This is a genomic window from Flindersiella endophytica (assembly GCF_054779015.1).
In genome coordinates, this window is record NZ_BAAGYY010000024.1 from 800,722 (window position 1) to 820,700 (window position 19,979).

15 protein-coding genes are annotated in these 19,979 nt (G+C 69.3%); 8 read left to right on the forward strand and 7 right to left on the reverse strand.

Annotated elements, in window-relative coordinates; translation table 11 throughout:
• The first annotated feature begins 23 nt into the window (after window positions 1–23).
• Window positions 24–4,907: an AAA domain-containing protein gene (locus ACYVF6_RS31470; RefSeq protein WP_460526266.1), complete on the forward strand. Its 4,884-nt coding sequence runs from the start codon at window positions 24–26 to the stop codon at window positions 4,905–4,907.
• Here the strand turns inward: ACYVF6_RS31470 and ACYVF6_RS31475 are convergent.
• On the reverse strand, window positions 4,897–5,130 hold the full coding sequence (locus ACYVF6_RS31475; protein WP_460526267.1) for a hypothetical protein: 234 nt from the start codon (window positions 5,128–5,130) through the stop codon (window positions 4,897–4,899). The two genes, ACYVF6_RS31470 and ACYVF6_RS31475, sit on opposite strands and share 11 nt — an antisense overlap.
• A 1,215-nt stretch (window positions 5,131–6,345) precedes the next feature.
• On the opposite strand from ACYVF6_RS31475, the gene ACYVF6_RS31480 reads away from it, so the two are divergent.
• Genes ACYVF6_RS31480 through ACYVF6_RS31490 form a run of 3 tightly spaced genes read left to right on the forward strand, consistent with a single transcriptional unit; the run spans window position 6,346 to window position 8,551 of the window.
• Window positions 6,346–7,233 carry a helix-turn-helix domain-containing protein gene (locus tag ACYVF6_RS31480; RefSeq protein WP_460526268.1) on the forward strand — a complete coding sequence of 296 codons (888 nt, stop codon included), beginning with the start codon at window positions 6,346–6,348 and terminating at the stop codon, window positions 7,231–7,233.
• Between the two features lie 41 nt (window positions 7,234–7,274).
• Window positions 7,275–8,015, forward strand: coding sequence for a phytanoyl-CoA dioxygenase family protein (locus ACYVF6_RS31485; RefSeq protein WP_460526269.1), 741 nt, complete (start codon window positions 7,275–7,277; stop codon window positions 8,013–8,015).
• A complete protein-coding gene (locus ACYVF6_RS31490; protein WP_460526271.1) occupies window positions 8,012–8,551 on the forward strand; it encodes an ROK family protein in 540 nt (179 codons plus the stop codon). The genes ACYVF6_RS31485 and ACYVF6_RS31490 overlap by 4 nt, the downstream gene beginning before the upstream one ends.
• 148 nt (window positions 8,552–8,699) lie before the next feature.
• Here ACYVF6_RS31490 and ACYVF6_RS31495 read toward each other — a convergent pair whose 3' ends face one another.
• On the reverse strand, window positions 8,700–9,422 hold the full coding sequence (locus tag ACYVF6_RS31495; RefSeq protein WP_460526272.1) for an AMIN-like domain-containing (lipo)protein: 723 nt from the start codon (window positions 9,420–9,422) through the stop codon (window positions 8,700–8,702).
• Complete coding sequence (locus ACYVF6_RS31500) at window positions 9,419–12,232, reverse strand: PKD domain-containing protein (RefSeq protein ID WP_460526273.1); 2,814 nt, start codon at window positions 12,230–12,232, stop codon at window positions 9,419–9,421. The genes ACYVF6_RS31495 and ACYVF6_RS31500 overlap by 4 nt, the downstream gene beginning before the upstream one ends.
• A 194-nt stretch (window positions 12,233–12,426) precedes the next feature.
• Here ACYVF6_RS31500 and ACYVF6_RS31505 point away from each other — a divergent pair, with 194 nt between their 5' ends.
• Together ACYVF6_RS31505 and ACYVF6_RS31510 are read left to right on the forward strand one after the other, a co-directional pair.
• Window positions 12,427–13,290 (forward strand): lysostaphin resistance A-like protein, encoded by an 864-nt coding sequence (locus ACYVF6_RS31505; RefSeq protein ID WP_460526274.1) that lies wholly within the window; start codon window positions 12,427–12,429, stop codon window positions 13,288–13,290.
• Between the two features lie 69 nt (window positions 13,291–13,359).
• Window positions 13,360–13,641 carry a hypothetical protein gene (locus tag ACYVF6_RS31510; RefSeq protein WP_460526275.1) on the forward strand — a complete coding sequence of 94 codons (282 nt, stop codon included), beginning with the start codon at window positions 13,360–13,362 and terminating at the stop codon, window positions 13,639–13,641.
• Between the two features lie 114 nt (window positions 13,642–13,755).
• Here the strand turns inward: ACYVF6_RS31510 and ACYVF6_RS31515 are convergent, their stop codons facing one another.
• On the reverse strand, window positions 13,756–14,040 hold the full coding sequence (locus tag ACYVF6_RS31515) for a hypothetical protein (RefSeq protein WP_460526277.1): 285 nt from the start codon (window positions 14,038–14,040) through the stop codon (window positions 13,756–13,758).
• 261 nt (window positions 14,041–14,301) lie between these two features.
• On the reverse strand, window positions 14,302–14,949 hold the full coding sequence (locus ACYVF6_RS31520) for an RNA polymerase sigma factor (protein ID WP_460526278.1): 648 nt from the start codon (window positions 14,947–14,949) through the stop codon (window positions 14,302–14,304).
• Window positions 14,950–15,797: 848 nt separating this feature from the next.
• On the opposite strand from ACYVF6_RS31520, the gene ACYVF6_RS31525 reads away from it, so the two are divergent.
• Window positions 15,798–16,760 carry an epimerase gene (locus ACYVF6_RS31525; RefSeq protein ID WP_460526280.1) on the forward strand — a complete coding sequence of 321 codons (963 nt, stop codon included), beginning with the start codon at window positions 15,798–15,800 and terminating at the stop codon, window positions 16,758–16,760.
• A 3-nt stretch (window positions 16,761–16,763) separates the two neighbouring features.
• Here the strand turns inward: ACYVF6_RS31525 and ACYVF6_RS31530 are convergent, their stop codons facing one another.
• On the reverse strand, window positions 16,764–17,699 hold the full coding sequence (locus ACYVF6_RS31530) for an RNA polymerase sigma factor (RefSeq protein ID WP_460526282.1): 936 nt from the start codon (window positions 17,697–17,699) through the stop codon (window positions 16,764–16,766).
• Window positions 17,700–18,628: 929 nt separating this feature from the next.
• Complete coding sequence (locus ACYVF6_RS31535) at window positions 18,629–19,132, reverse strand: hypothetical protein (RefSeq protein WP_460526284.1); 504 nt, start codon at window positions 19,130–19,132, stop codon at window positions 18,629–18,631.
• A gap of 128 nt (window positions 19,133–19,260) precedes the next feature.
• Here ACYVF6_RS31535 and ACYVF6_RS31540 point away from each other — a divergent pair, with 128 nt between their 5' ends.
• A complete protein-coding gene (locus ACYVF6_RS31540) occupies window positions 19,261–19,977 on the forward strand; it encodes an NAD-dependent epimerase/dehydratase family protein (RefSeq protein ID WP_460526286.1) in 717 nt (238 codons plus the stop codon).
• Window positions 19,978–19,979: the final 2 nt, after the last annotated feature.

Consider the following 19,979-nt stretch of genomic DNA (forward strand, 5'->3'; position numbering starts at 1 on the left):
AAGCCGCGCCTTTTGGGGGTGGCATGAACCAGCCGACCCAGCCAGCACAGCCGACGACCAAGGAGCCGACCGCGGCCAACGACCTGCGCGCCGACCGGGCGCTGCGCCTGCTCACGTTCCTGCGTGAGCTCCAAGCGCTGCGCACCCGCCCTGTCCGCACCCTCGACCGCTTCCCGCGCGTGGTGTGGCTTTCGGACATACCCGCCGATTCACGGCAGGTCGACGCGATCTGGACGCGCGACGACCAGACCACGCAGGCCCACTGGCTGGCCATCGAACGAATCGACCGCGAGCCTCCGCCGCAGCTGCCCGACACCCTGGCCAGGCACGTCGTCCACGCCGACCTCTACGCCTCCGACCACAGCCAGCCCAGGCTGCGCGACGACGCGGGCGAGGAGGCTGCCGCCGACTACCTCGACTGGCTTCCCACCTGGCAGCAATGGGCCGAACGCGATCGCCGCAACGCTGCCGTCCGCGCCGCCTACCAGGAGCTCTACGCCCTCCACCAAGATCATCGGGGCAGCCCGGAGACGTTCGAGATCGTGCTCGGTCTCGGCCTGCTGCACGCCCGCTCCGGCGGTGTCCAGGCCCGCCGCCACCTGATCACGGTCCGCGCCGCGATCGGGCTCGACGCCGACACCGGACGGCTCACAGTCGGCGTCGATCCGGAGGATCCCGAGCCGCGGCTCGAGGAAGACATGCTCGACGCCGAGGATCACATCCCGGCCGACCTCGCCGCCGAGCTACGCGCCGACCTCCAGCAGCTCGACCAGCTCGGCGACCTCTTCGCCGGCACCGCGCCCGAACGCGAGCCCGCCGAGCACAAGCACACCGCCTTCGCCGCCGCCCGCCGCTGGGCCCACGTGCATCGCCACGACACGCTCGTCTCCGACTCCTTCACGCCACCCGAGACCGCCCGCGGCGCCACCCAGGCGAGCGTCACGCTCGCGCCCGCGCTGATCCTCCGCCCCCGCGACCCCGGTGCGTTCTACAAGGCGATCGACACCATCCGCAACGCGATCGAGTCCGGCACCCGCGTCCCCGACAGCCTCGCCCAGGTGCTCCTCGAGACCACCGCGCTCGACGACACCGCCGAAGCAGCCGCCAACGACAACGACGACGAGCAGGTCTACTTCCCGCTCCCCTCCAACGACGAGCAGCAAGCCGTCCTCCGCGGCCTGCGCGAGCACCGCGTCGTCGCCGTCCAGGGCCCACCCGGCACCGGCAAGACCCACACGATCGCCAACCTCGTCACCGACCTGCTCGCCCACGGCCAGCGCGTGCTGATCGTCAGCCACAAGGCCCAGGCCCTCAAACGCGTCCGCGAGCTGCTCCCCGACGACGTACGCGACCTCTGCGTCGACGTCACCGGCAGCTCCGCCCGCACCCAGTCCGAGCTCGAGCACTCCGTCAACAACCTCATCGACCGCGTCGAACGCAGCGACGAGCGCGCGCTCGACGACGACTTCGCCCGCCTGCGCACGCGTTTCGACGCCGCCGCGGCCGACCGCGACCAAGCACTCGAAGGCCTGCGAGAGCTCCGCGCCTGGGAAGGCCAGCAGGTTCCCGCGTACGAAGGCAGGCCTGCCGGCACGCCTCAGCAGCTCGCCGAGCGCCTCCGCGCCGACGAGCCCACCTACAGCTGGCTGGCCGAGCCCGACGACCAGGCCGACAGAGTCACCTCGGAAGAGGCGCTCCGCCTGCTCGAGCTGCTCCGCCTCCCACCCGAGACCAGAAGCCTCGCGACGTACGCGATCCCCGACCGCACCGACCTCGTCTCGCCGTCCGAGCTCGCCGACCTCGACAACGACCGCCTCCGCCTGCGCGAACGCCTCGACTCCATGCTCGACTCGGGGCCGGCCGACGCCGCGCTCCCCGACCTGCGCGGCATCGACCCAGCCGAGCTCGAGCCACTGCGCGAGATCGTCCTCACCCTGCGGCAGGAGCTGACCGAGCTCTCCCTGCTCGAGCTCTCACCAGGCGCCCTGCAACAGGTCTGGACCGGTCAGACTCGCGCGCTCGAGCAGCTCTCCGACGACACCCGCACCAACCTCACCGAGATCCAGAGCGCGCTCGTACGCCTCGGCCCGGCCCGGATCACCGGCCTGGAGGCACTGGATCCCCGGCAGGCCGAGACCCAGCTCCGCCTGCTGGCCGACAACCTCGCCAAGGGCAAACCCCTGCAGAGGCTGGGCCGCCCCACCAAGCTCGCGCGCGAAGCCGATGCCGTCCTCGCCAACGTTCGCGTCGACGGCCTCGCCTGCGACACCGAGCAGCGCGCGCTCACCGCGGCGACCGCCTGCTCCGCCGCCGCCCGCCTGCGCGACCTCGAGTCCGAGTGGGGGCAGGGCGAAACCGCCGGCAGCCTCCGCATGCGCACCGCCAAGCTCGAGGAGCAACTCGCCGCGCTCGAGCGCGCGCTCAAGCTCCGTCCGGCGTACGAAACCGCCCGCGCGGTCGGCGTCCGCACCGGCCTGGCCGCCGGTCGCTGGCACGACCTCACCTGGATCGAGTCGCTGCACGCAGCGCTGTTCCGCGAAGACCTGCAGGCCCAGCTCGCCGAGTTCACCCACCGCCGCGAGCCCGTGCTGAAGCAGCTGCGCCGTGCCGGCCGCGGCGAGCACCCGCACCCCGCCATCGAGGCCGCCACCCGGGCAGTCGAGGAGTGGGATGTCGACGGCTATGCCGCCGCATGGAGAGAGTTCGAGGCCGCCTGGACCGCGGCCGCGCAGGTACAGGAAGCCGAGCGGCTGCTCGACCGCCTCGCCCGCAGCTCCCCCACAGTCGCCACCCAGCTCGCGGTCGATCCCGGTTCCCCTTTGTGGGACAGCCGGTTCGCCGACATCGAGGCGGCCTACGCCTGGTCGGCCCAGGACCGCTGGCTACGCGAGCAGCTCGATCCCGTCCGCCGGCAGCTGCTCGCCGACCAGCTGCGCAGCGCCGAGGATCGCAAGCGCCGCTTGACCGAGGCGATGGCCGTCAACCGTTCCTGGCGGTTCTGCCGCAGCCGCATGACGGCCGAGGAAGCCCGCAACCTCCGGGTCTACGCCGCCACGCTGAAGAAGGCCGGCAAGGGCACCGGAAAGTACGCCCCGAAATACCACGCCGACGCCCGTGCCGCCCTCTCCCGAGCCCACTCGGCCATCCCGGCCTGGATCATGCCGATGCGCTCGGTCGTCGCCAGCGTGCCGTTCGAGCGGCCCAACCTGTTCGACGTCGTGATCGTCGACGAGGCCAGCCAGTCCGGACACGAGGCCCTGCTGCTGTTCTGGCTCGGCAAGAAGGTCCTCGTGGTCGGCGACGACGAGCAGATCAGCCCCGAGAGCGTCGGCATCGACTTCGAGCGCATCTTCCGGCTGCGGGCCGAGCTGCTGCCCGACTTCCCGTCCCGCGAGCTGTTCGACCCCTACGGCAGCCTGCTCGACCACGCCAAGACGATGGCGCCGAGCCCGGTCATGCTGAAGGAACACTTCCGCTGCATGCCGGAGATCATCGACTTCTCCAACGGGCTCTGCTACCGCGACGACCTGCTGCCCGTACGCCAGTTCGGCCTCGACCGCCTGCCGCCGATCCGCACCACGTTCCTCGACGGCGCCCGCACGCAGGGCACCGGCCAGCGCACCACCAACCGCGCCGAGGCCGAGGAGATCGTCGAGACGATCGGCAAGTGCTGCGCCGATCCCGCCTACTCCGGCAAGTCGATGGGCGTGATCACGCTGCTCGGCACGGAGCAGGCGCGTCTGATCTCCAGCCTGCTGGTCGAGCGGCTCGGCCCGGCCGAGATGGAGCGCCGCGCGCTGCGGGTCGACAAGCCCGAGGGTTTCCAGGGCGACGAGCGCAACGTCGTGTTCCTGTCGATGGTCGCCGCCACCCAGGGCGACAGCGGCCCGCGCCGGCTCGGCACGCTGTCGAAGAAGGCCGACAAGCAGCGGCTGAACGTCGCCGCGAGCCGGGCGCAGGACCAGGTATGGGTGTTCTACAGCGTGCGGGCGGAGCAGCTGCCGAAGCAGGACCTGCGTGCCGACTACCTCACGGCGCTGCGCCGGCCGCGTGAGCAGCGCTCCGGCGCCGCGCTCGGTGAGGTGCTCGCCGACCTGCGGCACGAGTCGTTCGACACGCTGTTCGAGCAGCGGGTCTACCTCGCGCTGGACGAGCGCGGCTATCACGTACGCCCGCAGTACGTCTCCGGCCGCTACTCCATCGACCTCGTGGTCTACGGCGGCACCAGCCGGCTCGCGATCGAGTGCGACGGCGACCCGGCGGAGCTGCCGATGCCCGTACCCGATGATCCGCTGCACCAGCTGGAGCTCGAACGCATGGGCTGGCGGTTCGAACGCGTTGCCGCGAGCCGGTTCGCCCGCGACCCCGTGGCCGCGCTCGAGCCGGTGTGGTCGGCACTCGACAGGCTCGGCATCCAGCCCGGCCTGCAGGCCACCGACAGCGCGATCCACCTCGAACAGCCGGTCGCCGGCGCCCTCATGACCACCGCCGGGCCAACGCCGGCCGCGGTGATCGAGGTCGGAGCGGCATCCCAACGCCGGCTCGCCGCCGAGGCGGCCGCGATCCGCAAGCTGCCGGCCGGCACCGGCACACCGGCCGAGCACGAACGCCTACGCGACCGCCTCGTCCAACTGGACGCCTGGCTCGAACGCTGCCAACCGGTCGAGGCCGATCGGCTGCCGGGCCGTGCCTGGCCAGGAGCGGTGTTCACCTACCTCGACCTCTCCACCGGCGAGACCGCGAGGGTCGTCCTCAGCACCGTCGACACGGATCCAGGCATCGAACGGCTCGCACCCGACCACCCGCTTGCCGAGCAGTTGGCGGAGGCCGGCGAAGGCCAGGAGCTCACCTACGACCTGCCCGACGGCAACCACACCACCGTCCGCGTCCAGTCGATCAGCGACTGACGGCACGCTGCACGATCGCCAGGATCTTGCAGAAGCCCACGCTGGGATCCCCGGTCCCGCCGTCGTCGATGTAGACCCACGGGTCCTCTGTGACCTTCCCGCCGATGATCCGGAGCTGCTCGGCCGCCAGCTCGTTCTCCCGCGCGAGCGCGAACGCCAGCGCGAACACGTTGTGCTGGCGCAGCCGGAGGTCGCGGGCAGGATGGTGGCGGACGCGGCACACAACCTGCTGGTCGGCGCGGAGCCCAGGACTCCGGAGCAGGTGCTGGCCGAGTTGCGGAAGGTGACCCCGGACGATCTGAACGTTGTCGCGAAGCAGGCGATGAGCACGGCGCTGGTCATGGTGCCCGAAGGCTCGGGCGTCGGGCGCGGCGGCTTCGTGCCGGCGCCGACGGACTCGGCGAGCCAGGTGCAGGGCGTGGACTACCCCGGACCGCGCGACTCCCGGGGTGGAGGTAGGTCGTCATGTGGTCGTTCTTGCGAAGTCTGCTGGGGCGGGAACCCGAGGTTGCGATGCCGAGGTCGATGCCCATCGACCCCGGTCGGAACCCGGCCCGCAGCGGCCCGTCGCTCCTGGCCCACAACACCGGCACACCGTCGACGACGGCACGAACGTATGACACCCTGACTCTCCCCACCCCAAACGCCGCGCCTCCCCGCGCGACGGTCATGCCGGCCCAGGGCAACGATCCGGCCCTGGACAATACGGAAGTCACTCCCGCACAAAACGACGAGAGCCTAGCGGGTGGACAAGCACGCGCGCTGCAGAGTTGGCGAACCAGGCCAAGCGCGGACGAGGGCCGCCCAGACGAGCGGCCGAAAGATATGGTGAGGGCGGCAGCCACGGGGGAAGCCGCCGCCCTACACCTGAAACCGTAGCGCGGATTTGCCCGTTCGTCCTCTGCTTCGGCCAGGAAAATTCGTCAGACTTCGACGAGACGTCTGACCCCTCGCCAAAGTCCGGCAACTACGGGCGATAGCGCACGTATCGCGCCACCCCCAAGATTCCCGGCGGGCCACGCCAATCACGTGCGAATCACCTGCGGCGGGCTTGGATCGGGAGCCGGCCCGCCCACCGATCGACTGCGGATGGCTAGGCGACGGCAGCCGTCGGATCGAGAGCCGGCCGCCCGCCGGTGGATTGGTGGCGGCGGCGGGTTAGTGGCGGTCAAGCTTGCTTGACCGCCAAGGGCTTCTCGATTTGGCGGCAGAGGCTCCGAAGTCAAGATGCTGTCTCACGGCGGCACAGGAACCCCAGCAAGGCCGAGCAAGCCAAATGAGGATGCGCTCGCCGCCGTGAGACAGCGTCTTGACTTTGGAGGGGCCGCCGAAACAAGCTCCGCCGCCGCCACCAATCCACTGGCCCCCGCCACCACCCACCCACCAGCACCAGCCCACCAGCACCAACCAAACCCACAAAGGGTGAGACGCTGAACGAATGACCGCAACCAAGCTCCCCTCAGCCACCGACTGGATCCGCCAGGACCACGTCGACCTGGAGGGCTTCTGGGAGAACGCGGCCTTCCGCCTGCACCAGGCCTACGACGTCACCGTCAAGCCCGGCTGGCGCCTGGACCTCGACGTCCAGCCATGGTGCGAGCTCTGGCTGATCCTCGAGGGCGAGTGCACGATCGCCATCGGCGACGAGACCGCGACCGCCCGCCCCGGAGAGGTCGCGATCCTCCCACCCGGCCGTTCGCGCGCGTCAGCCAACCACGCCACCGAGCCCCTCTCCCTGAAAGGCTTCGGCTGCAACCTGCTCCTCTTCGAGGCGGTCGACCTGGTTGCCCAGCTCCAGCTCCCCCTCCTCCTGCAAGAACCGCCCGACCACCTCCGTCACCTGATCGCCGAGGTCGTCCGGTCGGCGGCGGGAGACGGCCCGGACCGGGTCTTCCGCGCCCGCGCCTACGCCGAGCTGGCCCTCGCCGACGTCATCGAGCTGACCGGCACCGACCTGCCGCCAACGATCCCGGGCCTCACCCTGCGCGCCGAAGTCCAAGCCACCCTGGAGTTCATCGGCGACCACTACCCCGAACGCCTCGACCTCACCACCCTCGCAAGGGCCGTCCACCTCTCGCCCAAGCGCCTGGCCCACTGCTTCCGCGAGGCCCTGGGCGTCACGCCGATGGCGTATCTCCGCCGCTACCGCCTCGAACGCGCCCGCGAGCAACTCATCGCCACGGACCTGCCGATCACCCAGATCGCCTACTCCACAGGCTTCCAGGAGCCCGCACACTTCTCGCGGACGTTCCGCACCCACTTCGGCATCAGCGCGCGCACCGTCCGCGACCATGCACGCGCCTTCCGGACAACTGAGCGGCCCTGACAGGCAAGTCTCTCCACCGTCTCGGGCCTACGGTCGAACCCATGACGTACGAACTTTCCGAGGAGCAGGTCGCGGCGTTCCATCGCGACGGCTTCCTGCGAATCGAGGACCTGACCACTCCGGACGAGATCGAGTTCCTCCGCAAGGTCTACGACAAGCTGTTCGCCCGCGGCAGCGCGGCTTTCGCCGACGGCGACCACCTGGAGTTGACCAAGGTCAACGAGGACGGTGTGGAAACGCTGCCACAGATCCTCAGCCCGGAGAAGTACGCACCCGAGCTCGTCGAGACGCAGGCCCGCGCCAACGCCCTGTCGATCGCCAAGCAGCTCCTGGGCGACGAGACCAAACGCGGCGGCGACCACGCCATCCTGAAACCTCCAGGCCTGGGCGCGCCGACACCATGGCACCAGGACGAGGCCTACTGGAACCCCGTGTACGAACACTCCTCGCTGAGCGTCTGGATGCCGTTGCAGGAAGCCACTGTGGAGAACGGCTGCATGCACTTCCTGCCCGGCAGCCACCACGCCGGCGTTGTATCGCACCACATCGTCGACCTGGAGGCGCACGCGCTCGAGGCCGACGAGGCCGTCGACGAAAGCCTGGCTGTCGCGTGTCCGCTGCCGGCGGGTGGCTGCACCATCCACCACTGCCGTACGGTGCACTACGCCGGTCCGAACCGCTCGGACGGCCCGCGACGCGCGTACATCATGGGGTTCGCCGCCCCGCCGCGTCAGCTGGAGACACCGCACGACTACTACTGGCAGCGGCCCGACTGGAAATGACCGGACAAACCAACGACGTCGTGCTCGGCCTGGACATCGGCGGCACCAAGCTCGCCGGCGGACTGCTCGACCCGAACGGGCGGATCCGCTTCCAGGCCGAGCGACCCACCCCTCGTTCCGACGTCGGCCTCGGCGATCCGGAGCTGGCCGGCACGCTCGCACTCGCCGCACACCTGCGGGCCGAGGCGGCCGAGCGCGGCTGGCGGATCGCCGCGGCCGGCGCCGGATTCCCTGAGTACGTGGACGCTTCGGGCCGGCTGACCTCGCGCGAGGTACTGGCCCGGAGCCGGCAGCCCGCCGAGCTGCTCGGCCCGGGCCCAACCATCGTCGAGTCCGACGTTCGATGCGGCGCGCTCGCGGAGTGGAAGCTCGGCGCGGGCGCCGAAACGTCCGGCCTGTTCTACGTGTCGATCGGCATCGGCCTCTCGTCCACGCTCATCGCCGACGGCCGGCTCGTCCGCGGCGCCCGCGGCGAGGCGATCGCCCTTGGGGAGCTGCCGATTCCCCGACCACGACCCGGCCGAAGGCAACCTTGAGTCCTTCGCGTCCGGCGCCGGCATCGCCGCCCGCCAGGCTCCCGACGCCCTCGAAACCGCCGGGCACGCGCTCGCCACCGTCCTCGCGAACACGTCGATATAGAGGTCAGCCATCCGGCCACTCTACGAGGTTCTGGTCTCCCTGGGCCTACCGTTGGATCTCGACCACGAGCCGGCTGGGATCCTTCGGCGTCAGTACGCGAAAGCGGGTCTTGCGCTCCAGCCCGATCGCGAACTTCAGGCTGCGCGCGAGGTTGTCGTACAGCAGGACTTCCTGGATCTGCGGCTGCCCGGCCTGGATGCTCGGCGGGAACGACAGCTTGCCGGCCTGGTTGGGATCGGTCAGCTCGAACGACACGACGAGGTAGGCGTTGCCGTTGACCGGGATCGGCTCCTCGTCGGGATAGAGGCGGACGACATCGGTGTACTCGACGTGGTATTTCGGCAGCTTTCCCTTGCCGTCGAAGGAGAACGTGACGGTCTCCGAGCCCCTGCCCTTGCCCGCGTCGACGCCGACGAGGCGGGCCTCGGCCGTGGAATCGTTGCCACGTGGCCGGTCGGAGTACTCCGCGGGTGGCGCGAGCTCGGCGGCATCGGCGGGCGTCGCCGAGGTCGTCGGCTCCGGAGTGGGACCTTGCTGCTCGGCCTGGCCCGGCCGGGCGGACTTCGGCGCTGCCCGCGTTTCCTGTGCGGCGGTCGGCCCGGTGCCATCGTCTGGATCCGGGCGGAACGCCAGCACCGCGAGGACGATCGCCACGACGACAACCGCCGCGATCCCGCCCGCCACGAACGGCCTGCGGTGGACCAGCGCGAGCAGCTTCGCCGGCACAGTCGCCGGGCCTGTCACCGGATCGGTCTTCGAGTCGCTCACTGGGCGGGCCCCACGAGGATCGACCACATCGACGCCTGCGCGCTGGCGTAGTTGGTCGTCGCCGCCAGGCCGCCGACCGTGCCGGTGCCTGCCAGCGCGTCCGATTCCGCCAGCAGCGAAGCGATCCGGCCGCCGCCTTCGCCGAACGTCTCGCTCTGCTTGGTGTTTCCGGCCGGCATGGTCCAGCTGGTGGTTCCGGACGACTTCTCACCCCAGTAGCTGACCAGCCTCGCACCGCTGACTCCGGCCAGCGCCGGCGTGGTGTGCGTGGTTCTCGCCGTCGCCTCCGGCGCACTGTCCCAGGCCCGGACGACGAGGTTCGGACCGCGATAGGCCACGACCGTCAGCGCGCCCTTGGTGAACGCCGACACCCCGACGCCGACCTGGCTGCCCGCGTCGGAGGCTGTGGCCTGCTTCTGCCACACGCTCGTCGTCGCCGAGCTGGTCGGCTCTGCGCCGAGCAACGTCCAGCCGGCCGGCGGTGTGATGGTCCGGTCGGTCGCGTTCAACGTGAGGAACAACAGCATCCGGTCGCCGGCCTGCACCACGTCGGGCACCTTGGCCTGGAAGCTCTGTGCGTTGGCGTTGGTCGCCGCCGCGCCGACGAACGTCACACCCTGGAGCGGCGCGGCCACCTCGACCGGTTCGACGTCCTGGGTGGCGCGGCCGCTGTTGTCGGTGACGGTGAGCGTGATGTCGTAGTTTCCTTCGGCATCGTAGGTGTGCGAGGCGGTCGCCCCGGTTGCCGTACCGCCGTCGCCGAAGGTCCATTCATAGCCGGCGATACTGCCGTCCGGGTCGGACGAACCACTGCCGTCGACCGAGCAGGTGAGGTCCTCGCACGCGACGGTGAACGTCGCGACCGGCGGCTGGTTCGGCACGCCGGCGTAGAGGAACATTGAGCGGTTGTTCCAGTCGCCTTCCGTGCTGACGATCTCGACGGGTCCGGTCACCTGCCCGTCGGCGAAGTGCACCTTGCGCAGGCCCGCCGGGAATCCGCTGTAGCCGAAGTACAACGTGTCGCCGGCCAGCACCATGCCGCGCGCCTGCCGCCAGTCGATGCCGGCGGTCCCGGTGTCGGCCACCACCGCGCGCGGATCGACGACATCGCTTTGCACGTTGAAGTTTCGGTACAGCAACTGGTTGGTGCTCGTCCGCGCGTAGTAGATCCGGCCGTTGCTGTAGAACATGCCGTTGGCCGTCTGGATGTGGCTGTGCCAGATGGTGTCGGCGACCAGTTGGTCGGCCACGTTGATCGTCACCGCTGTGCCGAACTGCGTGCCGTCGTACGTACGGCGGACGAACGCACCGTCGGACTGGCCGGTGTAGAGCGTGCCGTTCAGCATGAACGCGCCGCGGGTGTTCTGCCAGGCGATCCCGCCGGTGCCGGCGTCGCTCGGCTCGCCGAGCGTCGTTCCGTCGAAGCTCCGTTGCCGCAGGACGCTCGTCGTGCCCGCCGGCGCGGTGTAGAGCGTGCCGGGCAACTCGCCGGGATAGGGCGCGGCGACTTCGGTGCCGCCCGTGAGCGGGAAGAACGCGATCCGGCCGCGATAGAGCCAGTCACCGATCCGGTCGGTGTCGGACGCGACCCAGATGCCCTCGTCGGTCGCGAGGATGTCGAAGACGCCGACGCCCAACGTACGCGTGGGATTCCAGGTGTACGGGACGCCGTTGACCGGATCGAGGCTCGCCAGGCCGGGCCGGTCGACCGCGCCGCGGCCGGCCTGGTCGCCGGCGTACGGGTTGTTCTGCCAGCGGAAGTGCCCGCCGGTGTAGACCGCCGCACCCGTCACGGCGACGGACAGCGTGGTGTCGCCGCCGGTGTACTCGACCCAGGTCGGCTGGATCGCCTGTCCCGTGGCGGAGGTCTCGAACCGGCTCGAGGTGTCGCACGCGCCTGGCGGTCCGCCGCCGTACGAGCCCGTCGTCACGATCACGAAGTAGGCGCCGTCCGGACTGAAGTCGACGTCGCGCATGTAGGAGTCGAACGCCCCCGAGCACGCGGTGGTGAAGAACTGCGTCTGCCAGTCGGCGACCGTCGCGCTCGGGCCGCTGAGGTCGAGCACGCCTGCCTGGTAACGGCTCTGGCCGTCGATCGTGGTGAAGTTGCCGATCGCGACCAGCCGGTCTCCGTCCGGCGTGATGTCGAACTTGAGTACCTGCAGGCCCTGGCCCTCCTCTCGCGGCTCCGCGAACTGGACGCGGGTGAACGAGTCGAACGCGCCGGTCGCCGCGTTCAGCGTGGCGAGCGCGGGCTGGAGGCGGTCGGCGACGTACCCGAAGTTGCCGGCGATCCAGAGCCGCCCGTCCGACAGCTTCAGGTCGTTGATCCGGCCGTTCAGGCTCGGCGCGGTGAAGCCCGGCACCGGTGTGCCGTCGGAAAGACTCAACCTGGCAAGGGTTCTCGGGCCCTGACCGTCGATCGTGTCGAACCGCCCGCCGACGTAGACCGAGTTGCCGTCGGCCGAGACGACGAGCGCCTCCACGTCGCCGTCGGTGTGCGGCGCGAACGCCGTACTCACCTGGCCCGTGTGCTTGTCGAAAGCGACCAGATTGTCGCGGTTGTAGGTGGTCTGCCCGTCCGGCGAGCTCACCTGGCTGAACCGGCCGCCGAGCACCATCAGATCACCGGCCTCGACGACGGCGAGCACGCGGCCGTCGAGAACGTGCGGTGTGCTGGCCGACGGAACGGCGCTGACGATCCTGTCGTGCCGGCTCTGCACGGCCTGGGCCGGCGCCTGCACGACGGCGAGCAGAGCGGAGACAACGACGACGAGAGCGAACGCGAGCCCTTGGCTGCGGCGTTTCACTGAGCCCCCCACAGGCATTCCGGATCAACTGGCGAAACTGAGTGCAGACCTTACTCCGCCCGAATCTCCGTGTCGGCCGATTGCGAAACTCCAGGCAACCGGCTGTTGTCAGCGGCGGTGTCCTCCGGACGAACGAGGGCGGGTCCTACGTTCGATCGATCGTCAGGGCAGCGTGGATCCCGGAGGATCTGGGTATGAATGGACGACGTGTGGTGGTCGCCGCCGGAGTCGCGGTCTTCGGACTCGTGTACTCATGGTTGATCCTCAGCGGCAACACGTCGATCATGACGTCCGCCGACCCGGGTGCCACGAAGTCGTCGCTGTGGGCGACGGCCGTACCAGCGCTGGCAGCCATGCTGCTCACGCGGCTGATCCCGCCACGTACCGAGGTTTCCGAACCGCTGGCGGACGTCCCCCGGTCGCGGCTGCGCTGGGAGGCGTTGGTGCTGCTGGCGCTGGCCGTGGCGTTCCCGTTCACGATTCTCGGGCTGTCGAAGACTGCCTGGTACCTCGTGCTGAAGGTGCTGATGCTGCTGCTCGCCGCGCTGGTCGTCATCCGGCTGGGCCGCCGGCTCGGTGGCGGCGCGGTCGCCCGGGCGATTCCACGGCCGGTGGTCTGGCTCGCGCCCGTGCCCGCCGTGCTGGTGTGGTTCGTGCTCTCGGAGGTCTGGCCGTTCGCGCGACCGGTCACCCAGGAGCTGCCCGACCCGATCACGCTGGCGGTCGCGTCGTCGCTCACGTTGCTGACGGCCAGTGTGCTCGAGGAGTTCTTCTACCGCGGCTGGCTGCAGACCAGGCTCGAGAGTCTGTACGGCCGGTGGCCGGCCATCCTGGTGAGCTCGCTCGTGTTCGCGTTCATGCACCTGGACCGGCTGGGCACGTTGGGGCTTGGGCTCGGGCTGGCGAGCATCGTCGCGTTCCAGGGCGTGTTCGGGCTGATGCAGGGCTACCTCTGGTCGCGGTACCGCAACCTCTGGGCTGTGATCGTGGTCCACGTCGCGGTGAACCTCGTCTACCTCGATCTGCTGGTTGGCGCCGCGTACTCAGGTCGCGGATGAGTATTTCGACAGTCGCGTCGGCCGGCTCTGCCGTGTTGTACTGGATGAAACGGCGAAAGCGGGTGCGCGATGGACCTCTGGGTTTGGGGCGTCATCATCGTGATCATCGCCGGGGTTTTCCTGCTGATCTCCGGCGAGGTGATCGCAACGGTCATTCTGACCGCTGTCTGGGGTGGCGCGATCTGGCTGCTCGTCGAGCACGGCGGTCGTCTGATGGACGAGGTGTGGCCCGCGATGCTGATCGTCTTCGGCCTGGTCGTCCTCAGTGTCATCACACTTGCGGTGCTGGCGACCGCGATCGAGGATCGCCGGCTCGACAAGGACCGCGGGAGGCCGGCACCTCCTCGGTAAGGCTTCGACGCCGGGCTCTGTGGGGGCTTGTGCCCGGCGCTCGGAGATGGGCGCTGCGGTGCCGGGATCGTACGGGGAGATCCCGACAGCGCAGCGTCCGTCTTTTCTCCCGGCCTACGGCTCGATGGCCAGTGCGCACGCCGCGAGGGTGTGCTCCTCCGGCAGGCCGGTCATGCTCATCAGCGGCAGGCAGATCGTCATCGCGTACTCCTGCGAGACTGCGTCGCCCGCGGTCTCGGTCTCCGCGCACACCTGCACGCGGACCGACGTGTCCTCGCCGGCGTCCTCGAGGTAGGACGTGCAGGCGCCAGTGTCGGCCTGCGCGGCTGGGACCAGCACTCCACCGAAGACCGTCGCGAGTGCGAAGAAGCCTGCGGCGGCGAGTGCGTACTTACGCATCTATTTCTCTCCTTCGTTGTCTTTGGGGCAAATACCCCAGAACGCTGCAGGAGAGTAGCCGCAGGGGTTGGTGGGCGGGCGGCGGCACGGTGTCGTCAGAACGTCAATCGACCGGCCGCTGAGCAGGGTTTCGCCAAGCCTGGCAGGGCTTCTGCGTTGTCTGCCTGGAGCGTCGATGGTCGGTCGGGCATGGCAGACGGCCCGCACATGTGTGGCGAGCCGTCTGCTTCTCTGTCGTCTGAGCGCGTTTGTGTGCTGGCGTCAGCCGCCGTAAATCGCCTTGCGTGCGAACGTGCAGCAGACCTCACAGGCCTCCGCGTGCTTGCCCGCCGCCGCGACGCCGTCCGCGTCGACGATGTCGGACAGTTCCTGGCACGCCGCGCCGGTGCCGGCAGCGAGCAGCTGGAGTACGAGCTGCGCGCGCAGCCGCCGCCTGGCACGGTAGAGAACGACCTTGGCCGCACCATGGCTGACCCCGAGCGCCGCCGCCACGTCCGCGACGTCGAACCCGAGCGCCACCAGCCGCAGCGCGACGGCATCCCGCCGGCCGAGGCCGCCGACCACGCCGTTGACGAGTCCGGAGATCTCCCGGAGAGCCGTCACGTCGGCCGGGTCGTCCGCCGGGTTCGCCGGTGTGTCTTCCTCCGGCTCGGAGTAGACGTACCGCGACTGATCCCGCCGAATGTCGACAGCGGTGTGCCGCGCGATGGCGAGCAACCACTGCTTGAACCGGTCCGGATCCCGCAGCTTGTTCAGCGACTGCAGTGCGCGCGCGAACGCTTCCTGTACCGCGTCCGCCACGAGATCGGGATCCCTCAGGTGGTCTCGTACCGCCTTCAGTACGAGGCCGACGAATTCCTTGTACAGCTGCCCGAACGCCGTCTGGTCCCCAGCCCGGCTCGCCTCCACCAACAAAGCGATCCGGCTCGGCGGCTGTGACGCCTGCTCGGGAAGCTCGAGCTGTTGGCGCTGGCCCTGCTCCTCGGCCGGCCCGGTAGGTTCAACCGGACCGATCTCCTTTGCCTTGGGTTGGATCGTCTCCGCGGCCCATTGAAGGAATGACTCCCCATCAATTTCCGTACCGAGCCGCGCACGATCGGTTCTGACTTCGCCCAACATCTTTGTCCCGCCCCTACTGTCTTCTTTTTTGAACTGCCCAACCCCTACCTGCGACCTGTGGCGCCGCACTCCCCAAGTACGTCGCCATGGCCGTTGGCACCAGTTCTTTGCGCAGTATTTCGCATCGCACGCGCAAACACCGATTTTTTGCAGGTGAATCTCCGGTCCGGAATTACTTGCCCGGAGATTGCCAGGCTCGCCCATCCCAACTCACATGAGCACTGGGACGACCATCCGGTTGTCGGAACTTTTCTCCAGGTTTTGGAGGCTCCTGGTTGCCGGATCCGGCGCGCGTGCGCCTGACCTGGGTAGACACATTCTACTGCACGTAAAGCGTGCGACGAATCGGCGTCCGGCCGGCTTGCGCCGCGGATAAAGACCGCCCATTTGGCTGTACAACCCACAGACTAAAGTCCCTAAAAGGACAGGGCCTATCGTCCCATCGTTTTCCGCCTAACGGCGTTGACGTACTCACGAGTTTCGAAATACCCGCCCTCAACGTCAGCTTGCACGCCGAGATGCCGGCATCGGGAATCTGGTTGGGTCTGACGCGTAGCGTCGCGGCCCAGTTCCCTCCTCGATCGTTCCTTGAGGCCCGCGGTCCTGAGGTACGAGCGCATCCTCGACACTGGATCGTCATGAAGGTTGTGCTGCCTGGGGGTACAGGGCAAGTCGGGGGCATCTTGGGCCGGTCGTTCGCCGAACGCGGTCATGAGGTGGTGGTCCTCAGCCGCCGGGCGGCCGCGCTGCCGCCTGGCGCGCGCCTCGTTCGGTGGGACGGTCGTACGCTCGGCACCTGGTCCGACGAGATCGACGGCGCTGATGTCGTGGTCAACCTGGCCGGACGTAGCGTCAGCTGCCGTTACACCCGGGCCAACCTCGACCAGATGATGTCGTCGCGGGTCGACTCGACGCGTGTCGTCGGCGAGGCGATCGCGGGTGCGGCTCGCCCGCCGCGGGTGTGGCTGCAGATGAGCACCGCCACGATCTACGCCCACCGGTACGACGCGCCCAACGACGAGGCCACCGGCGTCATCGGCGGCACGGAGGCCGGCGTACCGGACTACTGGGCGTTCAGCGTCGAGATCGCCAAGGCCTGGGAACGCACCCAGTCCGAGTCCGGCACGCCTCACACCCGCCAGGTCGCCCTCCGCGCCGCCATGGTCATGAGCCCCGACCGCGGCGGCGTGTTCGACGTTCTGCTCGGCATGGTCCGCCGGCAGCTGGGCGGCGCCGTCGCCGGCGGCCGGCAGTACGTCTCGTGGATCCACGACCGCGACTTCGTCCGCGCGGTCGACCACCTCCTCACCCGCGACGACCTGACCGGCCCCATCAACCTCTCCTCGCCGGGCCCCCTCCCCCACCGCGACTTCATGCGCGACCTCCGCCGCGCCTGGGGCACCCGCCTCGGCCTCCCCGCGACGGCCTGGATGGCCGAGCTCGGTGCCTGGGCCCTCCGCACCGACACCGAACTCCTCCTCAAGTCCCGCCGCGTCGTCCCCACCCGCCTCCTCGACTCCGGCTTCAGGTTCGACCTCCCCGATTGGCCCACCGCCGCCGCAGACCTCGTTCACCGCTCCCCCAGACGCCGCGCACGATAGCCCTCACCGCGGTCCCTCTCCGTAGACGATCTTGCGGGCCGCGGTCGAGCAGGTCTCGCAGGTCTCGGCGTGCCGGCCGGCGGCAGCAATGCCCTGGTGATCCAGGATCTCGGTCAGCTGGGAGCAGGCGGTGGTAGGTCCGCTGGACAGCAACTGCAGCACCAAGGCCGAACGCAGCCGAGACCGCGCGCGGTGCAGCAGGACCCTGGCCGCCTCGTTCCCCACCCCCAGTGCCCTGGCGACGTCCGACACATCGAAGCCCAACGTGACCAGCCGCAACGCCACGGCGTCCTGGCGCGACAGTCCGCCTACCATGCCCTCGACCATGGCCGCGACATCACGTAGCGCGGCCAGCTCGGCTGAGTCCTCCGACCAGCTGAGTGGCTCCGCATCGTCCGGGTCCGCCGGCACCAGCCGCGACTGGTCCCGCCGCGCATCCACCGCGGTGTGGCGGGCGATCGCCAGCAACCATTGCCTGAACCTGTTCGGATCACGCAGTTTGGGCAGCGCCCGCAGCGCCCGCGCGAACGTCTCCTGCACCACAGCAGCCACCTGATCCGCGTCCCGCAGCTGATCCCACACCGCCAACCGCACTACACTCACGAACTCGCGATACAACTCCGCGAACGCAGCACGATCGCCCTCAGCTACCGCTTCGACCAACTCGGCAGTGCTGGTCATGGCGGCAGGCCGCTCGCGGCCCCTGACGCGCCATCCGACGTCATCGGCATCCTGCCAATCGACCCGACGCACGAACGTGTCGTCCACACTCGCGCCTATCGACGACCGTTTGATCAACGTCGCCAGCTCCACTGCTCTGACCAGACTCGCCTCGATGATTGCCATCGGCATGGTGTCGTCGACGTTCTTGATGACCGTCTTACTGGTGTAGCTTCCAGGGCGCACCGCCTCGAACTGGAGCTCCAGTCCCTCCGTCAAGCCGGACGGCTCACCTTGCGGCCGGACGCCGCTTCGCCAGACAGGTGCGAGCCAGAGCCTTTGCTCGACCACCTCCAGAATGGCCCGACGGCCCGGACGATCCGCAAGCCGATCATCGAGGTCGGTCAAGGTCAACGTGAGGATCCGTTCCGGCTGCGGCCTCTCGCGCTCGGATCGCAGGATGTCGACCGCCCAGAGGATGAACGGTGTCCTTCCAACACCGGAACGATGCCTGACCTCATCGCAGCTTCTCCTGCAGGCGGTCGTAGAAGGCCCGGGCCGCAGCTGCCGTGGGGAAGTTGGCCCGTTCCGCAATCTCGGCCCAACTGAAGCCTGCTGAACGCAAGGCCAGAAGCTGTCGCTGCCGCGGGTCCTCGATCTTCGCCAACGCCGACGACGCATCCAACTGAATGGCTACGGTCTCCGCCTCATTCGTCGGATCGGCGTACTCCTCCAGCAGCGGCGCTTCGGCCGGATCGTGCAGCAGTGTCTTCGACCATCGGAAGGCCTCGGTTCGTCGAGCAAGGCCCGGCTCACCACCTCGTTCGAGAGGCTCTCCATGTCGTCCTGCGACATTCCGGCCGGTCGGTCACCGACATCTCGAGAACGACGCCTGCATTGACGGAACATCTCGCCGCTGGCGATCCAGGCCCGCACGATGGCCAACCCGTATCTCGCCAGGATCTTCCAAGGTCATCCCCTGGGCGTCCTCGAGCTCAGCCAGCTCGCGATCCTCTAGCAGGCTCCACGACACCGCCTCCTGGCCGTCCAAGGACGTTCCCTCCCGCGCGTCAGTCTGCCTCGGAGTTGCTGCTTGTGTTGTCCATCTCCTAGGTCAGTCGACAGGCAAAGCGCACGCACAACACGTCACGGAGGCCGGCCAGGCGAGGCCTGGGACACCGACGGTCGGGCGAGTAGCCCGCAGGAGGTCAGGAACCAGCTTGGGCGGTGTGGCGGGACAGGTCGCGGGCGAGGTGGGACTTGCGGAGGCCGGTACGGCGGAGCCGGTTCAGGTCTCCGGCAGTGTCGTGCATGAGCTGGATGTGGAAGTAGTTGACGTACTCCAGCACTGCGACCACGAAGAAGATGAAGCCGGGGATCGTGCCGCGCGACGGCACTATGGAGACCGCGCGGCAGACGTACACGCCCACCAGTGCCAGGAGCGGCAGGTTCGCGAGGCGAAGCTTCGCGAACAGCTCCATCCCCTCCGGCGCTGCCAGGCCTGCCTGCAGCTGGCGCAGCTTCACCACCCAGTACGCCCCGGCCTGCAGCAGCACGATGGCGAACGCGAAGAAGCCCGCCGCGTTCGGGCCGCTCAGGGGCAGGCCGATCTGGGAGAACCAGATCCACGCCTGCAAAGGGATGTTGGCGTACTCGAGTAGCGCCAGCGTGCGCAGCCGGCGATAGAGGGGCGTCTGGGTCTGCAGCGGCATCACGCAACCGATGGAACGAGCGACATGGATCGAGGACCCGTTGACGATATCGGCGCGGCGAGGCCAGGCGAGAGGCACCCCATGCCCTCCCGAGCGGCCGCGACTCCGAGGCCATAGATTCGTACGACATGCGGGTACTGATCACCGGCGCGGCCGGTGGCGTTGCCGGGCTGCTGCTCCCCGGCCTGCGCGAGCACCATGACGTACGCGAGACCGACCTCCGCGGCCCTCACGCAGGCGACCTCACCGACCCGGCGTTCGCCGCGAGCGTGGTCGAGGGCATGGATGCGGTCGTCCATCTCGCTGCCAGCGCCAACCCCGAGGCCACCTGGGACGAGCTCTACGAGCCCAACGTGATCGCCGCCGCCACCGTGCTGGAAGCTGCCGCCGACGCCGGTGTAAGCAAGGTGGTGTTGGCGAGCTCCGGCCACGCGATGGGACAGTACGTACGCCCCGGCGCGCTCGTCTCGCCCGCACTCCCGCCGGCTCCCTGCTGCCCGTACGGCGCGACCAAGGCGTTCGTCGAGGCCGCCGGGCGGGTCGCGGCCTACCGCCACGGCATCCAGGTCGTCGTGCTCCGCCTCGGTGCGGTCTACCCTGTGCCGCCAGCGCTGGAGGCGATGCCCGCCTGGCTGGCGCCGGACGACCTCCGGCGCCTGGTCGAGCGCGCGCTCGAGGCCGACGTGCGGTTCACCGTCTGCCACGGCATGTCGGCCAACCAGCCGGCGCAGTGGGATCTCGCGAACGACATCGGGTACCGGCCGACCAACGACTCCTCGCGGTACGGCGACGTACCCGACCTGCCTGGTTGGGGAGTGTGTCCCGGCGCCGGCCTGCCGCGCTGACC